At 54.5% G+C, this 18,900-nt stretch carries 17 protein-coding genes and 1 riboswitch; of the genes, 7 read left to right on the top strand and 10 right to left on the bottom strand.

The genetic code is table 11. The annotated features are described in order from the left end of the window. Positions 1-67 precede the first annotated feature (67 nt). Positions 68-4,288, top strand: a complete 4,221-nt coding sequence (rpoC, locus tag SBO83_RS21025; protein WP_353500572.1) for a DNA-directed RNA polymerase subunit beta' — start codon at positions 68-70, stop codon at positions 4,286-4,288. 266 nt (positions 4,289-4,554) lie between these two features. On the opposite strand, the gene thiH is transcribed toward rpoC, so the two are convergent. From thiH to rsd, 7 genes are all read right to left on the bottom strand, one after another. Next, entirely contained in the window at positions 4,555-5,721 is a 1,167-nt protein-coding gene (gene thiH / locus SBO83_RS21020) for a 2-iminoacetate synthase ThiH (protein ID WP_396132812.1), read from the bottom strand. Next, positions 5,718-6,503, bottom strand: coding sequence for a HisA/HisF-related TIM barrel protein (locus SBO83_RS21015; RefSeq protein ID WP_396132811.1), 786 nt, complete (start codon positions 6,501-6,503; stop codon positions 5,718-5,720). Before SBO83_RS21015 ends, thiH begins: the two co-directional genes overlap by 4 nt. A gap of 1 nt (position 6,504) precedes the next feature. Beyond that, entirely contained in the window at positions 6,505-6,705 is a 201-nt protein-coding gene (thiS, locus tag SBO83_RS21010; protein ID WP_396132810.1) for a sulfur carrier protein ThiS, read from the bottom strand. Then, entirely contained in the window at positions 6,702-7,451 is a 750-nt protein-coding gene (locus tag SBO83_RS21005; RefSeq protein ID WP_396132813.1) for a molybdopterin-synthase adenylyltransferase MoeB, read from the bottom strand. Before SBO83_RS21005 ends, thiS begins: the two co-directional genes overlap by 4 nt. Next, positions 7,441-8,097: a thiamine phosphate synthase gene (gene thiE, locus SBO83_RS21000; protein ID WP_396132809.1), complete on the bottom strand. Its 657-nt coding sequence runs from the start codon at positions 8,095-8,097 to the stop codon at positions 7,441-7,443. Before thiE ends, SBO83_RS21005 begins: the two co-directional genes overlap by 11 nt. Further along, entirely contained in the window at positions 8,094-10,052 is a 1,959-nt protein-coding gene (thiC, locus tag SBO83_RS20995; protein ID WP_396132808.1) for a phosphomethylpyrimidine synthase ThiC, read from the bottom strand. The genes thiE and thiC overlap by 4 nt, the downstream gene beginning before the upstream one ends. A 139-nt stretch (positions 10,053-10,191) precedes the next feature. After that, positions 10,192-10,319: riboswitch (TPP riboswitch) on the bottom strand. 81 nt (positions 10,320-10,400) lie between these two features. After that, positions 10,401-10,916, bottom strand: coding sequence for a sigma D regulator (gene rsd / locus SBO83_RS20990; protein ID WP_185688791.1), 516 nt, complete (start codon positions 10,914-10,916; stop codon positions 10,401-10,403). Between the two features lie 106 nt (positions 10,917-11,022). Between rsd and nudC the strand changes: the two genes are divergently transcribed. The 6 genes from nudC (at position 11,023) to SBO83_RS20960 (ending at position 15,472) form a co-directional block, all read left to right on the top strand. After that, positions 11,023-11,808: an NAD(+) diphosphatase gene (gene nudC / locus SBO83_RS20985; RefSeq protein WP_396132807.1), complete on the top strand. Its 786-nt coding sequence runs from the start codon at positions 11,023-11,025 to the stop codon at positions 11,806-11,808. A gap of 66 nt (positions 11,809-11,874) precedes the next feature. Further along, positions 11,875-12,939, top strand: coding sequence for a uroporphyrinogen decarboxylase (gene hemE / locus SBO83_RS20980; RefSeq protein WP_396132806.1), 1,065 nt, complete (start codon positions 11,875-11,877; stop codon positions 12,937-12,939). Positions 12,940-12,958: 19 nt separating this feature from the next. Continuing rightward, positions 12,959-13,639 (top strand): deoxyribonuclease V, encoded by a 681-nt coding sequence (gene nfi / locus SBO83_RS20975; RefSeq protein ID WP_353500613.1) that lies wholly within the window; start codon positions 12,959-12,961, stop codon positions 13,637-13,639. A gap of 71 nt (positions 13,640-13,710) precedes the next feature. After that, the gene (locus tag SBO83_RS20970) at positions 13,711-14,301 is read left to right on the top strand and encodes a YjaG family protein (protein ID WP_034795037.1); all 591 of its coding nucleotides are present in this window, start codon (positions 13,711-13,713) and stop codon (positions 14,299-14,301) included. A gap of 190 nt (positions 14,302-14,491) precedes the next feature. Further along, positions 14,492-14,764 (top strand): nucleoid-associated protein HU-alpha, encoded by a 273-nt coding sequence (hupA, locus tag SBO83_RS20965; RefSeq protein WP_013577396.1) that lies wholly within the window; start codon positions 14,492-14,494, stop codon positions 14,762-14,764. Between the two features lie 48 nt (positions 14,765-14,812). After that, positions 14,813-15,472: a DUF1481 domain-containing protein gene (locus SBO83_RS20960; protein WP_396132805.1), complete on the top strand. Its 660-nt coding sequence runs from the start codon at positions 14,813-14,815 to the stop codon at positions 15,470-15,472. 76 nt (positions 15,473-15,548) lie between these two features. On the opposite strand, the gene purD is transcribed toward SBO83_RS20960, so the two are convergent. From purD to SBO83_RS20945, 3 genes are all read right to left on the bottom strand, one after another. Beyond that, positions 15,549-16,838, bottom strand: coding sequence for a phosphoribosylamine--glycine ligase (gene purD, locus SBO83_RS20955; protein WP_396132804.1), 1,290 nt, complete (start codon positions 16,836-16,838; stop codon positions 15,549-15,551). A 60-nt stretch (positions 16,839-16,898) separates the two neighbouring features. Then, a complete protein-coding gene (gene purH / locus SBO83_RS20950; protein WP_396132803.1) occupies positions 16,899-18,488 on the bottom strand; it encodes a bifunctional phosphoribosylaminoimidazolecarboxamide formyltransferase/IMP cyclohydrolase in 1,590 nt (529 codons plus the stop codon). A 153-nt stretch (positions 18,489-18,641) separates the two neighbouring features. Beyond that, the coding region (locus tag SBO83_RS20945; RefSeq protein WP_396132802.1) for a hypothetical protein at positions 18,642-18,900 on the bottom strand (259 nt) is incomplete at its 5' end.

Genomic DNA, 18,900 nt, shown 5'->3' with positions numbered 1-18,900 from the left:
GGGGCACCTGCCTGTTTATCAATAGACAACAGGTGCCTAACAGGTCTAACCCGACGGGAGCCAATCCGTGAAAGACTTACTAAAGTTTCTGAAAGCGCAAACTAAAACCGAAGAGTTTGATGCGATCAAAATTGCTCTGGCATCGCCAGACATGATCCGTTCTTGGTCTTTTGGTGAAGTTAAGAAGCCAGAAACCATTAACTACCGTACGTTCAAACCAGAGCGTGACGGCCTTTTCTGTGCCCGTATTTTCGGACCAGTAAAAGATTACGAATGCCTGTGCGGTAAGTACAAGCGTTTAAAACATCGCGGCGTGATCTGTGAGAAGTGCGGCGTTGAAGTGACCCAGACTAAAGTACGCCGTGAGCGTATGGGCCACATCGAACTGGCATCTCCAACTGCACACATCTGGTTCCTGAAATCTTTGCCATCGCGCATCGGTTTGCTGCTGGATATGCCACTGCGTGATATCGAACGTGTACTGTACTTCGAATCCTATGTGGTTATCGAAGGCGGTATGACCAACCTCGAAAAACGCCAGATCCTGACTGAAGAGCAGTATCTTGACGCGTTGGAAGAGTTTGGTGATGAATTCGACGCCAAGATGGGCGCAGAAGCTATTCAGGCCCTGTTGAAAAACATGGATCTGGAAGCAGAGTGCGAACAGCTGCGTGAAGAGTTGAACGAAACCAACTCCGAAACCAAGCGTAAGAAGCTGACCAAGCGTATCAAGCTACTGGAAGCGTTCGTTCAATCTGGTAACAAGCCAGAGTGGATGATCCTGACCGTGCTGCCAGTACTGCCGCCAGACTTGCGTCCATTGGTTCCGTTGGACGGCGGTCGTTTCGCAACCTCAGATCTGAACGATCTGTATCGTCGCGTTATCAACCGTAACAACCGTCTGAAACGCCTGCTGGACTTGGCTGCGCCTGACATCATCGTACGTAACGAAAAACGTATGCTGCAAGAAGCGGTAGATGCTTTGCTGGATAACGGCCGTCGCGGTCGTGCTATCACCGGCTCTAACAAGCGTCCGCTGAAATCTCTGGCAGACATGATTAAAGGTAAACAAGGTCGTTTCCGTCAGAACTTGCTGGGTAAACGTGTCGACTACTCTGGTCGTTCCGTTATCACCGTAGGTCCATACCTGCGTCTGCACCAGTGTGGTCTGCCGAAGAAAATGGCTCTGGAACTGTTCAAACCGTTCATCTACGGCAAGCTGGAACTGCGTGGCCTCGCGACCACCATCAAAGCTGCTAAGAAAATGGTTGAGCGCGAAGAAGCTGTCGTTTGGGACATCCTGGACGAAGTTATCCGCGAACACCCGGTACTGCTGAACCGTGCACCAACCCTGCACCGTTTGGGTATCCAGGCGTTTGAACCGGTTCTGATCGAAGGTAAAGCAATCCAGCTGCACCCGCTGGTTTGTGCGGCATATAACGCCGACTTCGATGGTGACCAAATGGCTGTTCACGTACCGTTGACGCTGGAAGCCCAGCTGGAAGCGCGTGCGTTGATGATGTCTACCAACAACATCCTGTCACCAGCGAACGGCGAGCCAATCATCGTTCCTTCTCAGGACGTTGTATTGGGTCTGTACTACATGACCCGTGACTGTGTTAACGCCAAAGGCGAAGGCATGGTTCTGACTGGCCCTAAAGAAGCTGAGCGCATTTACCGCGCCGGTCTGGCTTCTCTGCATGCGCGTGTCAAAGTGCGTATTACAGAAGAAATCAAAAACACTGAAGGCGAGTCTGTACACCAAACGACCATTATCGATACTACGGTTGGCCGTGCGATCCTGTGGATGATCGTACCTAAAGGTCTGCCGTTCTCTATCGTTAACCAGCCGTTGGGTAAAAAAGCTATCTCCAAAATGCTGAACACCTGTTACCGCATTTTGGGCCTGAAGCCGACCGTTATTTTTGCTGACCAGATCATGTACACCGGTTTTGCTTACGCTGCCCGTTCAGGTGCGTCAGTAGGTATCGATGACATGGTTATCCCTGCGAAGAAAGCAGAGATCATCGAAGAAGCAGAAACCGAAGTTGCTGAGATCCAGGAGCAGTTCCAGTCTGGTCTGGTAACCGCTGGCGAACGCTATAACAAAGTGATCGATATCTGGGCCGCAGCTAACGAACGTGTTGCCAAGGCAATGATGGAAAACTTGTCTGTTGAAGACGTCGTCAACCGTGACGGTGTTGTTGAGCAGCAGGTTTCCTTCAACAGCATCTTTATGATGGCCGACTCCGGTGCGCGTGGTTCCGCTGCACAGATTCGTCAGCTGGCCGGTATGCGTGGCCTGATGGCTAAGCCAGATGGTTCCATCATTGAAACGCCAATCACCGCGAACTTCCGTGAAGGTCTGAACGTACTCCAGTACTTCATCTCGACCCACGGTGCTCGTAAAGGTTTGGCGGATACAGCATTGAAAACTGCGAACTCCGGTTATCTGACCCGTCGTCTGGTTGACGTGGCACAGGACCTGGTAGTGACCGAAGACGACTGTGGTACTCACGAAGGCATCATGATGACTCCGGTCATCGAAGGTGGCGACGTTAAAGAACCACTGCGCGAACGCGTTCTGGGTCGTGTAACTGCTGAAGATATCCTCAAGCCGGGTACGGCGGATATTCTGGTTCCACGTAACACCCTGCTTCACGAGAAGACCTGTGATCTGTTAGAAGAGAACTCAGTCGACAGCGTGAAAGTACGTTCAGTCGTAAGCTGTGAAACCGATTTTGGTGTGTGTGCAAACTGCTACGGTCGCGACCTGGCACGTGGTCACATCATCAACAAAGGTGAAGCAGTAGGTGTTATCGCAGCACAGTCCATCGGTGAGCCGGGTACTCAGCTGACGATGCGTACGTTCCACATCGGTGGTGCGGCATCTCGTGCGGCAGCAGAATCCAGCATTCAGGTGAAAAACACCGGTACGATTAAGCTGAGCAACCACAAGCACGTTACTAACGCTAACGGCAAACTGGTTATCACTTCTCGTAACACCGAGCTGAAATTGATCGACGAATTTGGTCGTACCAAAGAAAGCTATAAAGTGCCTTACGGTTCCATCATGGGCAAAGGTGACGGTCAGGCAGTTAACGGCGGCGAAACCGTAGCTAACTGGGATCCGCACACCATGCCTGTAATCAGTGAAGTGGGCGGTTTCATTCGCTTCGCTGATATGGTTGATACCCAGACCATTACCCGTCAGACCGATGATTTGACTGGTTTGTCTTCACTGGTTGTTCTGGATTCTGCAGAGCGTACTGGTAGCGGTAAAGACCTGCGTCCGGCACTGAAAATTGTTGACGCCAAAGGCGACGACGTATTGATCCCAGGTACTGATATGCCTGCTCAATACTTCCTGCCAGGTAAAGCAATTGTACAGCTGGAAGATGGTACTCAGATTCACCCAGGTGACACCTTGGCGCGTATTCCTCAGGAATCCGGCGGTACCAAGGACATCACCGGTGGTCTGCCACGCGTTGCTGACTTGTTCGAAGCGCGTCGTCCGAAAGAGCCTGCAATCCTTGCTGAAATCAGCGGGATCATCTCCTTCGGTAAAGAGACCAAAGGCAAACGTCGTCTGGTAATTTCTCCGTTGGATGGCAGCGATGCTTACGAAGAAATGATCCCGAAATGGCGTCAGCTGAACGTGTTCGAAGGCGAAGTTGTGGAACGTGGTGACGTTGTATCTGACGGCCCAGAATCTCCACACGACATTCTGCGTTTACGTGGTGTTCATGCGGTTACCCGTTACATCACCAACGAAGTGCAGGAAGTTTACCGTCTGCAAGGCGTTAAGATTAACGATAAACACATCGAAGTTATCGTTCGTCAGATGTTGCGTAAAGGCACCATCGTTAGCGCTGGTGGCACCGACTTCCTGGAAGGCGAGCAGGCAGAAATGTCTCGCGTTAAAATCGCTAACCGTCAGTTGGAAGCTGAAGGCAAAATCACGGCCACTTACACCCGTGACCTGCTGGGTATCACCAAGGCATCCTTGGCGACCGAGTCCTTCATCTCCGCTGCATCGTTCCAGGAAACGACGCGCGTTCTTACCGAAGCCGCTGTTGCGGGTAAACGTGATGAACTGCGTGGCCTGAAAGAAAACGTCATCGTTGGCCGTCTGATCCCAGCCGGTACCGGTTACGCTTATCATCAGGATCGTGCTCGCCGTAAAGCACAAGGCGAAGTGCCAGTTGTTCCGCAGGTTAGCGCGGACGAAGCAACGGCTAACTTGGCTGAATTGCTGAACGCCGGTTTTGGTAACAACGACGAGTAATCGTTTTTGATAGCAGACTGCGTGAAAACCGCTCCTTCGGGGGCGGTTTTTTTTTGCCTGTTGAAAGTGCCTCTAGAAGGAAAATTTGCTGGTGGCGGGGCAAAGAGGTACCGCCCTGAACCGGGGATGAGGCCAGTTTAGGGCGGCATTTGGGAGGCGGAGCCGGGATGGCTGGCTCCGGCCACGGCACGATTGTCGCGGCAAAGACACCTTATCCTTTGCCACTTTTATCGGCGAGGGCCGGTGTTCAGCCTTCCGATCCCTATTCAGATAATAGTTTTGGCTCTCGGTGAATCAGCATTTTGTTGCGAGGCGCGTCCAAGGAAACTGTCCCAGTCTTTCCACACAGGCTGCAACCCGGCCAGTGTCAGAGCCTCGGCCACGCGTTTTGGCGAACGGTTATCGTGTGGCGCAAACTGCTCTAGCTCGGGATGGTCATCATCGGCATAGCCGCCTGGCTGAGTTTTAGATCCTGCGCTGACCGTGTTGATCGCCAGCGGCACCACGTGATCGCGAAAGTAAGGCGATTCGCGGGTGGAAAGCGAAAGTTCGACATCCGGCGCAAATAGCCGAAAAGCGCAGATCAGCTGCACCAGCTGATTCTCTTCAAGGATCGACGCAGGCTCAATCCCTCCCGCACAGGGGCGCAATCGTGGGAAAGCCACGGAGTAGCGCGTCTGCCAGTAAGTTTGTTGCAAATAAAACAGGTGCTCCGCCACCATATAGCTGTCGGTCCGCCAGTTGTTGGAGAGGCCGAAAAGGGCGCCCAGCCCGATTTTATCCACGCCTGCTCGGCCCAGCCTGTCCGGCGTTTCCAGCCGCCAGAAAAAGTCCTGCTTCTGCCCGCGCAGGTGGTGCAGGGCGTAGGTCGGCGCATGATAGGTTTCCTGATACACCAGCACGCCGTCCAGCCCCAGCGTTTTCAGTTCGGCATATTCCTCCTGCGACAGCGGCTGAATCTCAATCATCAGGGAATCGAATTTCTGACGAATCGCCGGGAAATGCTGGCGGAAGTAATCCATCCCCACTTTGGTTTTGTGTTCCCCCGTCACCAGCAGCAGGTGCTTGAAACCTAAGCTGTTTAAGGCGTCGCACTCGCGGTCAATCTCCTCTTCATCTAAGGTTTTGCGCTTGATGCGATTACTCATCGAAAAGCCGCAGTAGGTGCATTCGTTGGCGCAAAGATTAGATAAGTAGAGCGGGGCGAAGAAGTTCACCGTGTTGCCGAAGCGTTGGCGAGTCAGCGCCTGCGCCTTTTGCGCCATCTGCTCGAGATAGGGCAGCGCGGCGGGGGAGATCAGCGCCATAAAGTCATCGCGGCTAATCTTCGCCTTACCGAGCGCGCGTTCGACATCGCCAGCCGTTTTACTGTTAATCCGCAGCGACAGGTCATCCCAGTCGAGGGTTTCCCAGACTTGGGTAAAAGTACTCATGATGTGGCACTCTCCGCCGAAGCAGAAAGGAATCCGGTGAGCGGGCTGGAGGCCGACGCCGTGCGGTGTTTGCCGCCGAGACCGCTGTGGCGGGCCAGCGCGCCGGCTTCTACCGCGAGTTTGAAAGCCTGCGCCATGGCGATTGGGTCGCCCGCGACGGCAATCGCCGTATTGACCAACACCGCGTCCGCGCCGATTTCCAGCGCATCCGCCGCCTGACTTGGCGTACCAATTCCGGCATCCACAATCACCGGCACGCGGACTTGTTCGATGATAATCTGCAGGAACTCGCGGGTGATCAAACCCTGATTGGAGCCAATTGGCGCGCCAAGCGGCATGACCGCCGCGCAGCCCACTTCTTCCAAACGCTTACACAGCACCGGGTCGGCACCGCAATAAGGCAACACCACAAAGCCTTGTTTTACCAGCGTTTCTGCCGCTTTCAGGGTTTCAACGGCATCCGGCAGCAGGTATTTCACATCCGGGTGAATTTCCAGTTTAACCCAATGAGTACCCAGCGCTTCTCGCGCAAGCTGGGCTGCAAAAATCGCCTCTTCAGCCGTTTTCGCCCCCGAGGTGTTCGGCAGCAGTTTGACGCCAAGTTTTTGCAGCGGCGCAAGAATGTCGTCGCCGCCGCGGCGCAGGTCCACGCGCTTCATCGCCATCGTTACCAGCTGCGAGCCCGACGCGGCAAGGGCTTGCTGCATCAGCGGCGCGCTGGCGAACTTGCCGGTTCCGGTAAACAGGCGTGAGGTAAAAGTCGTATCAGCAATCTTTAACATGTCATCCTCCAGCGATGGCCTGAAACAGCAAGATGTTGTCGCCATCGGCCAACTGGTGCGCAGACCAGTTGTGGCGCGGAATAATTACCTGATTAACCGCCAGCGCGCTGCCATCCTGAGGGTGGTTTAGCTGTTCGAGCAGGTCCAGCAGGGTGAGAGGCGCGGCGAAATGGTGAGGTTCATCATTTATCATCAGCTTCACGGTTTAGCTCCACATACCGCGCAAAAGTCTGAGCGCGTGAGTTGTGCCGTCCGCCAGCTTTGCTGTTTGCCGTCGAATAAGCGTAATTTTCCGCTCAGCGAACTGCCGAGCCCGGCGATAATTTTCAAGGCTTCTAAGGCTTGCAGCGTGCCAATCACTCCGACCACCGGGCCGAGCACCCCGGCGGTGCGGCAATTGCGCACCGGCGTGTGGTGGTCGGGGTAGAGGCAGGCGTAGCAGCCGTGAGAATAAGGCGGTTCGAGCACCAGCAGCTGGCCGCTGAAGCCCACCGCGCTGCCGCTGATCAAGGTTTTTTGATTCTCTACGCAAGCCTGATTGATGGCGTGGCGAGTGGCCATGTTGTCGCTGCAATCCAGCACCAGATCCGCAGCACGCACGGCCTCGGTGAGGGTTTCACCCTCCAGTCGCTGCTCAATTGCCACGATTTCACACTCCGGGTTCAGCCTGAGTAACTCGCGCTTGGCGACCGCCGCCTTGGGCTTATCCACGTCGGCGCTGCGATAGATAACCTGCCGCTGCAAATTCGAAATATGCAGTGCGTCGTCATCCGCCAGCGTCAGCTTGCCGACGCCAGCCGCCGCAAGGTAGAGCGAGGCGGGGGAACCCAGCCCGCCAAGGCCGACAATCAGCACTCTGGCGGCGTCGATTTTCTCCTGCCCGTCGGGACCAAACTCCTCGAGCAGCAGCTGGCGGCTGTAACGCATAAAGGATTGATCATTGAGCATCATCAGCCTCTTCACCGGCGCAGAGCGCCAGAAGTTCCGCGGTTGCCTTGCGCCAGTCCGCCGCCTGCGTAATGGCGCTGACCACCGCGATGCTGCCGACGCCGGTGGCTAACACCGACGGCGCTTTGTCGATGCTAATGCCGCCAATCGCCACGGTGGGGAAGCTGCCGTCGAGCTGCCTGATGTGGCGCTCCAGCTCCTGCAAGCCCTGCGGCGCGGAAGGCATCTCTTTGGTTTGCGTCGGGAAAATATGGCCGAGGGCGATATAAGAAGGCTTCACCGCCACGGCGCGCGCCAGCTCGGCATCGTCATGGGTCGAAACCCCCAAACGCAGCCCGGCGGCGTGAATCGCCCCTAAGTCGGCAGTGTCGAGATCTTCCTGCCCGAGATGCACGCCGTAGGCCCGATGCTTTACCGCCAGACGCCAATAATCATTAATAAACAGCTGCGCCTGATGCTGATGCCCCAATGCGATGGCCTGAATAATGGCCGATTCGACCTCTTCGTCAGGCAGGTCTTTGACCCGCAGCTGAATAGTTTTAACGCCCGCGTCCAGCAGGCGGGCGATCCATTCAACGCTGTCTACCACCGGGTAAAGCCCCAGACTGAAAGGAACGGCGGGGAAGGCGAGGGTTATCGCGCTCATTTGCTGGCCTCCGCGCTGAAGCTGTCGGCCGGGTGGTAAAGCTCGCTGCCGCGTGAACGGAACTCCGAGGACATTTGCGCCATGCCGGTTTGCACAATCTCGATAGGCTGCGCCTGAGTTTCCAAGGTTGCCGCGTAATCGCGCACTTCTTGGGTGATTTTCATTGAGCAGAATTTCGGGCCGCACATAGAGCAGAAGTGAGCGACTTTGCCTGACTCTTGCGGCAGGGTTTCGTCGTGGTAGGCCCGCGCCGTAGCCGGATCGAGGGCCAAATTGAACTGATCCTCCCAGCGGAATTCAAAACGCGCCTTCGACATCGCGTTATCGCGGATCTGCGCGCCCGGATGGCCTTTCGCCAAATCCGCCGCGTGGGCGGCAATTTTGTAGGTGATCAACCCTTGCTTCACGTCCTCTTTGTTCGGCAGGCCGAGGTGCTCTTTCGGCGTGACATAACACAGCATGGCGCAGCCGAACCAGCCGATCATGGCCGCCCCGATACCCGAGGTGAAGTGGTCATAGCCCGGCGCAATGTCGGTGGTCAGTGGCCCCAGCGTGTAGAACGGCGCCTCGTGGCAGTGTTCCAGCTCTTCCGTCATGTTGCGGCGGATCATCTGCATTGGCACGTGGCCCGGCCCTTCAATCATCACCTGAACATCATATTCCCAGGCGATTTTGGTCAGCTCGCCCAAGGTACGTAGCTCGGCGAACTGGGCTTCGTCATTGGCATCCTGAATAGAACCCGGACGCAGGCCATCGCCCAGCGACAGAGAGACGTCATAGGCGGCGCAAATTTCACAAATTTCGCGGAAATGCTCAAACAGGAAGCTCTCTTTATGATGCGACAGGCACCACTTCGCCATGATTGAGCCGCCGCGCGACACAATGCCGGTCAGGCGTTTGGCGGTCATTGGCACATAGCGCAGCAGCACGCCCGCGTGGATGGTGAAGTAGTCAACGCCTTGCTCCGCCTGCTCCAGCAGGGTGTCGCGGAACATCTCCCAGTTCAGGTCTTCTGCAATGCCATTCACTTTTTCCAAGGCTTGGTAGATCGGCACTGTGCCGATAGGCACCGGGCTGTTACGCAAAATCCATTCGCGGGTTTCGTGGATATAGCGGCCGGTGGACAGGTCCATTACGGTGTCCGCGCCCCATCGGGTGGACCACACCAGTTTTTCCACCTCTTCTTCGATAGAGGAAGTTACCGCCGAGTTGCCGATGTTGGCATTCACTTTCACCAAGAAGTTGCGGCCGATAATCATCGGTTCGGACTCTGGATGGTTGATGTTAGCGGGGATAATCGCCCGGCCTGCGGCCACTTCCTGACGCACGAATTCCGCCGTGATATTGGCGGGCAGGTGAGCACCAAAGCTCTCCCCCGGATGCTGCTGGCGCAGCACTTCACCGCGAATTCGCTCACGGCCCATGTTTTCGCGGATGGCGATGAACTCCATCTCCGGGGTGATTATCCCTTGGCGGGCATAGTGAAGCTGGGTAACGTTTTTACCCGCCAGTGCCTTGCGCGGACGAGGCAAATGCTCGAAGCGCAGGTGGTCCAGCCCGTCATCGGCCAGACGCTGCTGGGTAAAGCCGGAGCTTACCTGCGGCAGCTCTTCGGTATCGTTGCGCGAAGCAATCCAGCCCGCGCGCAGCTTCTCCAGGCCGGCGTGGACATCAATCGACGCCTCTGGGTCACCATATGGCCCGGCGGTGTCATACACCGGAATGGCCTCGTTTTCCTCATAGCGCGGGTTGTCTTTGGTGCCGCTAATGAGCGTCGGGCTGAGTTGGATCTCGCGCATCGGCACGCGCACGTCGGCGCGCTCGCCTTGCAGATAAATACGTTTGGAGTTAGGGAAGGCGACGCCCTGCAGGCTGTCGATAAAATCTTGAGCTTCGGCGCGCTGCTCGCGACGGTTTACGGGCTTTTTAGGGGTGTTTGACTGAATGCTCGACATAGCAAATTCCTCGTGTTTTTCATGATAAAAAACGTTACGTGATGGAAAATTGCTTGTCTGGAGGTTTACGGCAGGAGTAAAAACGGTCGATTTAGCCGCCAAAGGCCGTGGCGATGCAGGGCCGGAATGAGGCTAAACGCATGACATTACTCTTGTTCCCTTCGCGGGTATTAACCCGATCAGGTTCCGCGGATCCCGAATTAACGGTCTCAGCCTGGCGTAACGTCCGTGAGGAACATCATGCGCTAGGCACTCCGACAAGAAGCCCCAATATAGGGGGCCGAATAATAAACTACAACCCAGATAGGGTTATTTAATGTTGAAATAGGTTAATCGATTGTTTCGAAATTACGCCGGACGCTCAAGGATCTGGTCGTTTGCAACGGGTGGTAACACATCTTGTGAAGGTTCGAACGCTAAAGTAATTAGCTGATCTTCAAGGACAAAGCGCGCATCTAAGGCTTCGCCGATATCAGAAAGCGCATAGTGGAAAGCAAAGGCGTTGTCATCGGTGATATCTGTTTCGGTATAACTGTCATGGAAAGCCATGATAGCTTCGGTGTTCAGTTCAAGGGCTGGATAGATTTTCGACGCAATCAGCTGTTTTGGGCTGTCGATACCTTCAACTTCATCGATAATACGGTGGTAAAGGTGGAAATGGCCGGCTGAGAGATAATCCACCAAGTTGTGGCAAAAGTTATCCAGCGCTTTTTCGTTTAGCGGGGTATGCTTTTCTTTGTTCGGTTTCAGTCCAACAAGCGTGCAATAGGAGACTAAGAGTTCTTTGCGCGCATGAAGCCACTGATCGATTAACTCGTTACTGCCACCAACGCGTTGGGTCAGTCTTTCCAGACGATTTAGCATGGTTGACTCCGTGAGCGAGAGAAAAGTAACCAAAAGGTTAAAGGTTACTAATATTTAACTTCCGAAAACCAGATTGTCAGTCTCGTCGAGGTTATGCAACAACAATATGGAATTACAGATAACAGACCAACATAACGGCTGGTGGGTGATCAGCCACGAGGGCAAGCTGTGGCTGCCACAGGGCGAATTACCTTTTGGTGATGCGGCGCAATTCTCGCTGATTGGCAAAATTGGCCGACAAATTGGCGAATGGCAAGGCGCGCCGGTTTGGCTGGTTCGTCAGGCGATGGACAACAATATGTTCTCCGCACGCCAACTGCTGGATCAGGACAAAGGCTTATTCCAGCTGGTGGGGCGCGGCGTGCAGCTCGCCGAGTTCTACCGTTCGCATAAGTTTTGCGGTTACTGCGGCCATGAAATGCAGGTCAGCAAAACCGAGTGGGCCGCCCTGTGCAGCCACTGCCGTGAACGCTATTATCCGCAAATCGCCCCCTGCATTATCGTCGCTATCCGTAAAGGTGAAGAGATTTTGCTGGCGCAGCATGTTCGTCACCGCAATGGCATCCACACCGTGCTGGCCGGGTTTGTCGAAGTTGGCGAAACGCTGGAAGAGACGGTGGCCCGCGAAGTGATGGAAGAGAGCAATGTGCGCGTTAAAAACGTGCGTTATGTCAGCTCCCAGCCGTGGCCTTTCCCGAACTCTCTGATGATGGCCTTTATGGCGGAATACGACGGCGGCGACATCAAACACGACCCGAAAGAGTTGCTCGACGCCGGTTGGTATCGCTTTGATGCCTTACCGCAGTTACCGCCGGTCGGCACTATTGCCCGTCGACTGATTGAAGATACTGTCGTGCTGTGCCGCGCCGAGCGCGACGGCGATGCTGAATAATAGGCATGCTACAATGCCGCCCAGACGAATGCCGTGCGGCCAAGATTATTGAAGGAATGAGTAATAATGAGTGAGTTGAAGAACGATCGCTACCTGCGCGCTTTACTGCGTCAGCCCGTTGATGTGACCCCGGTGTGGATGATGCGTCAGGCCGGGCGCTATTTGCCAGAATACAAAGAGACTCGCGCGCAGGCCGGGGATTTTATGTCGCTGTGCAAAAACGCCGAGCTGGCGTGTGAAGTGACGCTACAGCCTCTGCGCCGCTATGCGCTGGATGCGGCGATCCTGTTCTCCGATATTCTGACCATTCCTGATGCCATGGGCCTGGGGCTGTATTTCGAGACTGGCGAAGGCCCGCGTTTCACCTCTCCGCTGACCTGCCGCGCTGACGTTGAAAAGCTGCCAATCCCTGATCCAGAGATGGAATTGGGCTATGTGATGAATGCCGTGCGCACCATTCGCAGAAACCTGAAAGGCGAAGTGCCGCTGATTGGCTTCTCCGGCAGCCCGTGGACGCTGGCGACTTACATGGTTGAAGGCGGCAGCAGCAAAGTCTTCACCAAGTTGAAAAAGATGATGTATGCCGAACCGGCAACCCTGCACCTGCTGCTGGATAAGCTGGCGGACAGCGTGATTTTGTATCTCAACGCGCAAATCAAAGCCGGCGCTCAGTCGGTGATGGTGTTCGACACCTGGGGCGGCGTGCTGACCCCTCGCGATTACCGCGAATTCTCCCTGAACTATATGCATAAAATCGTTGATGGCCTGATTCGTGAACACGACGGACGCCGCGTGCCGGTAACGCTGTTCACCAAAGGCGGCGGGCAGTGGCTGGAAGCGATGGCTGCCACCGGCTGTGACGCGCTGGGTCTGGACTGGACCACGGACATTGCCGATGCGCGCCGTCGCGTGGGCGACAAAGTTGCTCTGCAAGGTAACATGGACCCGTCTATGCTTTACGCTAAGCCTGCGCGCATTGAGCAGGAAGTCGAAACGATTTTATCTGGTTTCGGCAGCGGTAATGGTCACGTATTCAACCTCGGACATGGCATTCATCAGGACGTGCCGCCTGAGAATGCCGGCGTCTTCGTGGAGGCCGTGCACAACTTATCGCGCCGTTTCCATCAGTAAGCGCTTATAAGGTATAGGAATGATTGATACTCGAGTTTTACGAGAAGAGCAGAGGGTGCTGGCGGATAATATTGTCCTTCAGGACCCGGACGGTTTTCAGACGCCGCGCTTTATTGCCGGTGCTGACGTAGGATTCGAGCAGGGGGGCGAGGTGACGCGGGCGGCGATTGCTATCCTGAGTTATCCCTCCCTTGAGCTGGTGGAATACCAGATTGCCCGTATCGCGACCACCATGCCCTATATCCCCGGTTTTCTCTCTTTCCGTGAGCTGCCAGCGCTGATGCAGGCCTGGCAGCAGCTTCAACAGCAGCCTGACTTAGTGCTGGTAGACGGTCAGGGCATTGCGCATCCAAGGCGTTTAGGCGTCGCCAGCCATTTTGGTTTGATGATCGACGTGCCGACCATTGGTGTCGCAAAAAGCCGCCTGTTCGGCAAGTTTTTACCCCTCGAAGATGCCCTGCATAGCCGACAGTCGCTGTATGACCGCGACGAACAAATTGGCTGGGTGTGGCGCAGTAAACTACGCTGTAACCCATTGTTCATTTCACCCGGTAATCACATCAGCATAGAATCTGCTTTTTTCTGGGTGGAACAATGTATGCGGGGTTATCGACTACCAGAACCTACTCGTTGGGCCGACGCCGTCGCCTCTAATCGGGTAGCATTTCAGCGCTGGCAGCGCCTGAGCGGGAATCTTTAGGAATCAAGGCATAGGGATCTGCAATCATTTCAGGTAAACTCCTGCGCAGAAAAAGTTAACGAGAACCAACCATGTTACGTAATCCGATACATTTACGTCTGGAGAAGCTAGAAAGCTGGCAACACCTGACGTTTATGGCGAGCCTTTGTGAGCGCATGTATCCCAACTATCAGATGTTCTGTCTGCAATCCGGGTTCGGCGAACCACAGCTGTATCGTCGCATCTTGGATTTGGTTTGGGAAACGCTGGTCGTCAAGGACGCCAAAGTCAATTTTGACACACAGCTTGAGAAGTTAGAGGAGGCGGTGCCTTCTGCTGAAGACTACGATATTTACGGCGTTTACCCAGCAATCGACGCCTGTATCGCATTAGGTGAACTGATCCACTCGCGGCTCAGTGGTGAGACGCTCTCGCATGCGATTGCTGTCAGTGAAACGTCAATTCGCACCGTTGCTATGCTTGAGATGACTCAGGCTGGCAAAGAAATGACCGATGAAGAACTGAAAGTTATCCCTGCTGTTGAGGAAGAATGGGACATCCAATGGGAGATTTTCCGCCTGTTGGCTGACTGTGAAGAGCGTGACCTTGAATTAATAAAAGGGTTACGTTCTGACCTGCGTGAAGCCGCCGTGAGTAACATTGGCATAAATTTAGCGCAATAAGGCAAGAAAACGTGATTTAACGCCTGATTTGTCGTGCCTTAAGGCTTCACATCCGCACCCTGTCTGGTCTACATTTGGGGTGCGTAAAAAAAGTGGCTATCGGTGCGTGTATGCAGGAGGGTGCTGTCAATCGGCATATCCGTCGCACTCGATGCTTTGCAAACGATAAACACACTGTAAAGGATAACTTATGAACAAGACTCAACTGATTGATGTAATTGCGGACAAAGCTGATCTTTCCAAAGCACAGGCCAAAGTTGCTCTTGAATCTACACTGTCTGCTATTACCGAGTCTCTGAAAGAAGGTGATGCTGTACAATTGGTTGGTTTCGGGACTTTCAAGGTAAATCATCGTAACGAGCGTACTGGTCGTAACCCACAGACTGGTAAAGAAATCAAAATCGCAGCTGCCAACGTGCCTGCGTTCGTTTCTGGTAAAGCTCTGAAAGACGCTGTTAAGTAATTGCTTGCAGTGAAAAGAATAAGCGAGGGGGCGGCTAAGCGGCCCCTTTTGTTTATCACCTCCAAACTGGCTGCCACCCTGTTGGTACTCGGTTTGGTGGGTTGCAGTTCCAAAGACACCACGCCGCTGTTCAGCGCCAGTGGTTATGTTGCTGACCAGGGCATTAATCGCCTATGGCGTCGCGACAATGCCGACCACCACCCTCAAACTATCGTCAACGTGTACAGCCCCTACTATGGTGGTGACACGGTGATCACCCGCTATGAATATCAGCAAGACCAACTGCACCTGATGCGCGAAACCCACGCCACCAAGACCGATCTTGGAGTGATGCTGCGATTCGACAATGAAGGCCACGTCAGCTTTATGCAGAGACAGCTCCCCGAACGCCGGGAAAAGCTCTCGTCAGATGATATCGAGCTGTACAAATATAAAGCCGCGAAGTTGCTCGAACTCAGCAACACGCTGCGCGCCGGTAACGTCCAGCTGATTCAGGGGCAGTGGAAACAGGGCAATATTACCTCTTGTGCGGGCCAGCCCGTCACTCTGAGCCTCAGCGTTCGCTCGCAGGTTTGGTTAGCCAAGCGCGCTGCGCAGGCCAATGATCGCCTTGGGTTAGCCTGGCTCAGTGCGCCAGAAGGGGATGAATTGCTGCTGGTGGCCAATGAAGATTTCTGTAAGTGGGAACCAAAAGAGTCCGACTTATAAGCCAAGAGACTTGGCGAAAGCTGTATAAATAAGAAAGGCACGCCGAAGCGTGCCTTTTGCCGTTCTGGGGCAGGGGTTACTGGTCTTGCTCGCGAGCAATGGCGCGATAACCGATATCTTTACGGCAGAAGCTGCCTTCCCAACTGATATCTTTCGCCAACTGGTAAGCGCGTAACTGCGCAGCGGCCACCGTTTTTCCCAGTGCGGTAACACAGAGCACGCGGCCACCGTTGGTCACGACGCGCTCATTCTGCAGACGGGTCCCGGCGTGGAACACTTTACCGTCCGGCACTTCCTCCAGCGGCAAGCCGTGGATCGGCTGACCATTGTGGTAGTTCCCCGGATAGCCGCCCGCGGCCAGAACCACGCCAAGAGAAGGGCGCGGATCCCATTCAGAGGTCACTTCGTCCAAGCGACCTTCTGCACCGGCAAGACATAGCTCCACCAGATCAGAGCGCAGACGCAGCATGATTGGCTGAGTTTCTGGGTCGCCAAAGCGGCAGTTGAACTCAATCACCTTCGGCTGGCCGTCGGCAGAAATCATCAGACCAGCGTACAGGAAGCCAGTATAGGTGTTGTTCTCAGCCGCCATGCCGCGCACAGTTGGCCAGATCACCTGATCCATCACGCGCTGGTGGATCTCATCTGTCACTACCGGAGCCGGTGAATAGGCACCCATGCCACCTGTGTTCGGCCCGGTATCGCCATCGCCCACGCGTTTGTGGTCCTGACTGGTCGCCATCGGCAGCACATTTTTGCCATCAACCATGACGATAAAGCTGGCTTCTTCGCCGTCGAGGAACTCTTCGATAACAATTCTATGCCCGGCGTCGCCAAAGGCATTTCCCGCCAGCATGTCATTAACGGCGGCTTCTGCCTCTTCCAGCGTCATGGCGACAATCACGCCTTTACCTGCGGCAAGGCCGTCGGCTTTGATGACGATTGGTGCGCCTTTGCTGCGCAGGTAGGCCAGTGCTGGCTCAACTTCGGTAAAGTTCTGGTAATCCGCACTTGGGATCTTGTGGCGAGCTAAGAAATCTTTGGTGAAGGCTTTTGAACCTTCAAGCTGGGCCGCTTCTTGTGTCGGGCCGAAGATTTTCAAACCGGCACCACGGAAAGCGTCTACTACGCCGATAACCAGCGGCGCTTCTGGCCCAACGATTGTCAGACCAATGTTGTGGCTCTGGGCGAAAGCCAGCAGGCCAGCAACGTCGGTGGCGGCGATGTCCACATTCTCAAGCAGAGGCTCTAATGCCGTGCCCGCATTGCCTGGAGCAACATAGACTTTATCCGCCAGCGGGGACTGGGAGGCTTTCCACGCTAAGGCGTGTTCACGCCCGCCGTTACCAATAATTAAAATATTCATGAGAAGCTCCGGGTGAGCGGGCTGAGGCAGCCCGCTAAAAAATGAGTCGTGGTCTATGAATTAATGGCGGAAATGACGCATGTCGGTAAAGAGCATAGCGATACCGTGCTCGTTTGCCGCGGCGATAACTTCATCATCGCGAATAGAACCGCCCGGCTGAATCACGCAGGTAATGCCCACGGCAGCGGCGGCATCAATACCATCGCGGAATGGGAAGAAGGCGTCGGACGCCATGACGGAACCCGCCACTTCTAAACCTTCATCCTCGGCTTTGATACCGGCAATCTTCGCCGAGTAGACGCGGCTCATTTGGCCTGCGCCAATGCCGATCGTCATTTTGTCGCGGGCATAAACAATGGCGTTGGATTTAACGAACTTCGCCACTTTCCAGCAGAACAGAGCATCGGACAGCTCTTGCTCAGTCGGCTGGCGGGAAGAGACCACGCGCAGGTCTGACGCTTCAACCATACCCAAATCTCGGTCTTGCACTAACAGGCCGCCATTCACGCGTTTGAAGTCCAGCGCGTTTTGGCGGCTTTGCCACTGTCCGCAGGTTAATACGCGAACGTTTTGTTTAGCCGCGGTCAGTGCCAGAGCCTCTTCGCTCACGGAAGGGGCGATGATCACCTCCACAAACTGGCGGCTGATGATGGCTTTTGCGGTATCAGCATCCAACTCGCGGTTGAAAGCGATAATACCGCCGAAAGCAGAAGTCGGGTCGGTTTTATAGGCGCGCTCATAGGCTGCTAGAATGGAATCGCCGATGGCTACGCCGCACGGGTTGGCGTGCTTAACAATGACGCAGGCCGGCTCTGCAAACTCTTTCACACATCCCAGAGCAGCATCGGTATCCGCGATATTGTTGTAAGAGAGGGCTTTGCCTTGCAGCTGCTGCGAGGTGGCGACCGAAGCTTCGCTAACATTCTCTTCTATATAGAAGGCTGCGTTTTGATGGCTGTTCTCGCCATAACGCATATCTTGCTTCTTGATGTAGCTCAGATTCAGGGTGCGCGGGAACTGGCCGGAAGGCTTGTCGGTTTCGCCGTGGTAAGCCGGAACCATAGTACCGAAGTAGTTGGCAATCATGCCGTCGTAAGCCGCGGTGTGCTCAAAGGCTTTAATCGCCAGGTTGAAACGGGTTTCCAGCGTCAGGGAGCCGCCGTTGTTATCCATCTCTTCTATAATAGAAGCGAAGTCCCCATTCTTAACCACAATCGCCACGTCTTTATGGTTCTTCGCCGCTGAGCGAACCATGGTTGGCCCGCCGATATCAATATTCTCAACCGCGTCTTCCAGTGAACAGTCTGGGCGCGCAACGGTTTGGGCAAACGGGTAAAGGTTGACGACCACCATATCAATAGGCGCGATGGCGTGTTGCGCCATGATCTCATCGTCTTTGCCTCTGCGACCTAAAATCCCGCCGTGCACTTTTGGGTGCAAGGTCTTGACGCGTCCATCCATCATCTCCGGAAATCCGGTGTAGTCAGAAACTTCGGTCACCGGCAGCCCTGCATCAGCGAGTAAGCGAGCAGTTCCGCCTGTAGAGAGCAATTCCACGCCGCGTTGCACTAAAGCTTCGGCGAATTCTACGATACCGGCCTTATCAGAAACGCTGAGTAGGGCACGGCGGATTGGACGAGGTTGTAACATGGTGGTTATTTCCTTGGCTTTGAAGTCGCAGTAAAGAGTGTTATCTGAGTTCAAGAGGCGCTTTCTTCTCTTTTTATAGAGCAATTTTGAGAAAAGAGCGGCTTTGCACTTAGATAACTGTCCTTTCGCATCTCATTTTTCTTAGTTGTTACCTTAATGAAGGCAAAAACAGACGCGCGAAATTGTAGCGAAAACGATTGCGCGGCGCTCGTAAAATTTGAGCAAGATGTTGCTCTGTGGATAAGTTTGTGTAAAAGACGGTATAAGCGGTGTATTTGCTGTGGAATGCAGCAAACGGTAATTTTTCTTAAAATTAGCCCTTGCGGCCTGCTCAGAACTCCCTATAATGCCGCTCCATCGACAGGGAACAACGTGAACAACATCACGAAGTGAACGAGTCGGAAAGATTAAA

This window comes from Ewingella allii (assembly GCF_044430645.1).
Taxonomy (GTDB): domain Bacteria; phylum Pseudomonadota; class Gammaproteobacteria; order Enterobacterales; family Enterobacteriaceae; genus Ewingella; species Ewingella allii.
This window is presented reverse-complemented; position numbering and strand designations above follow the sequence as displayed.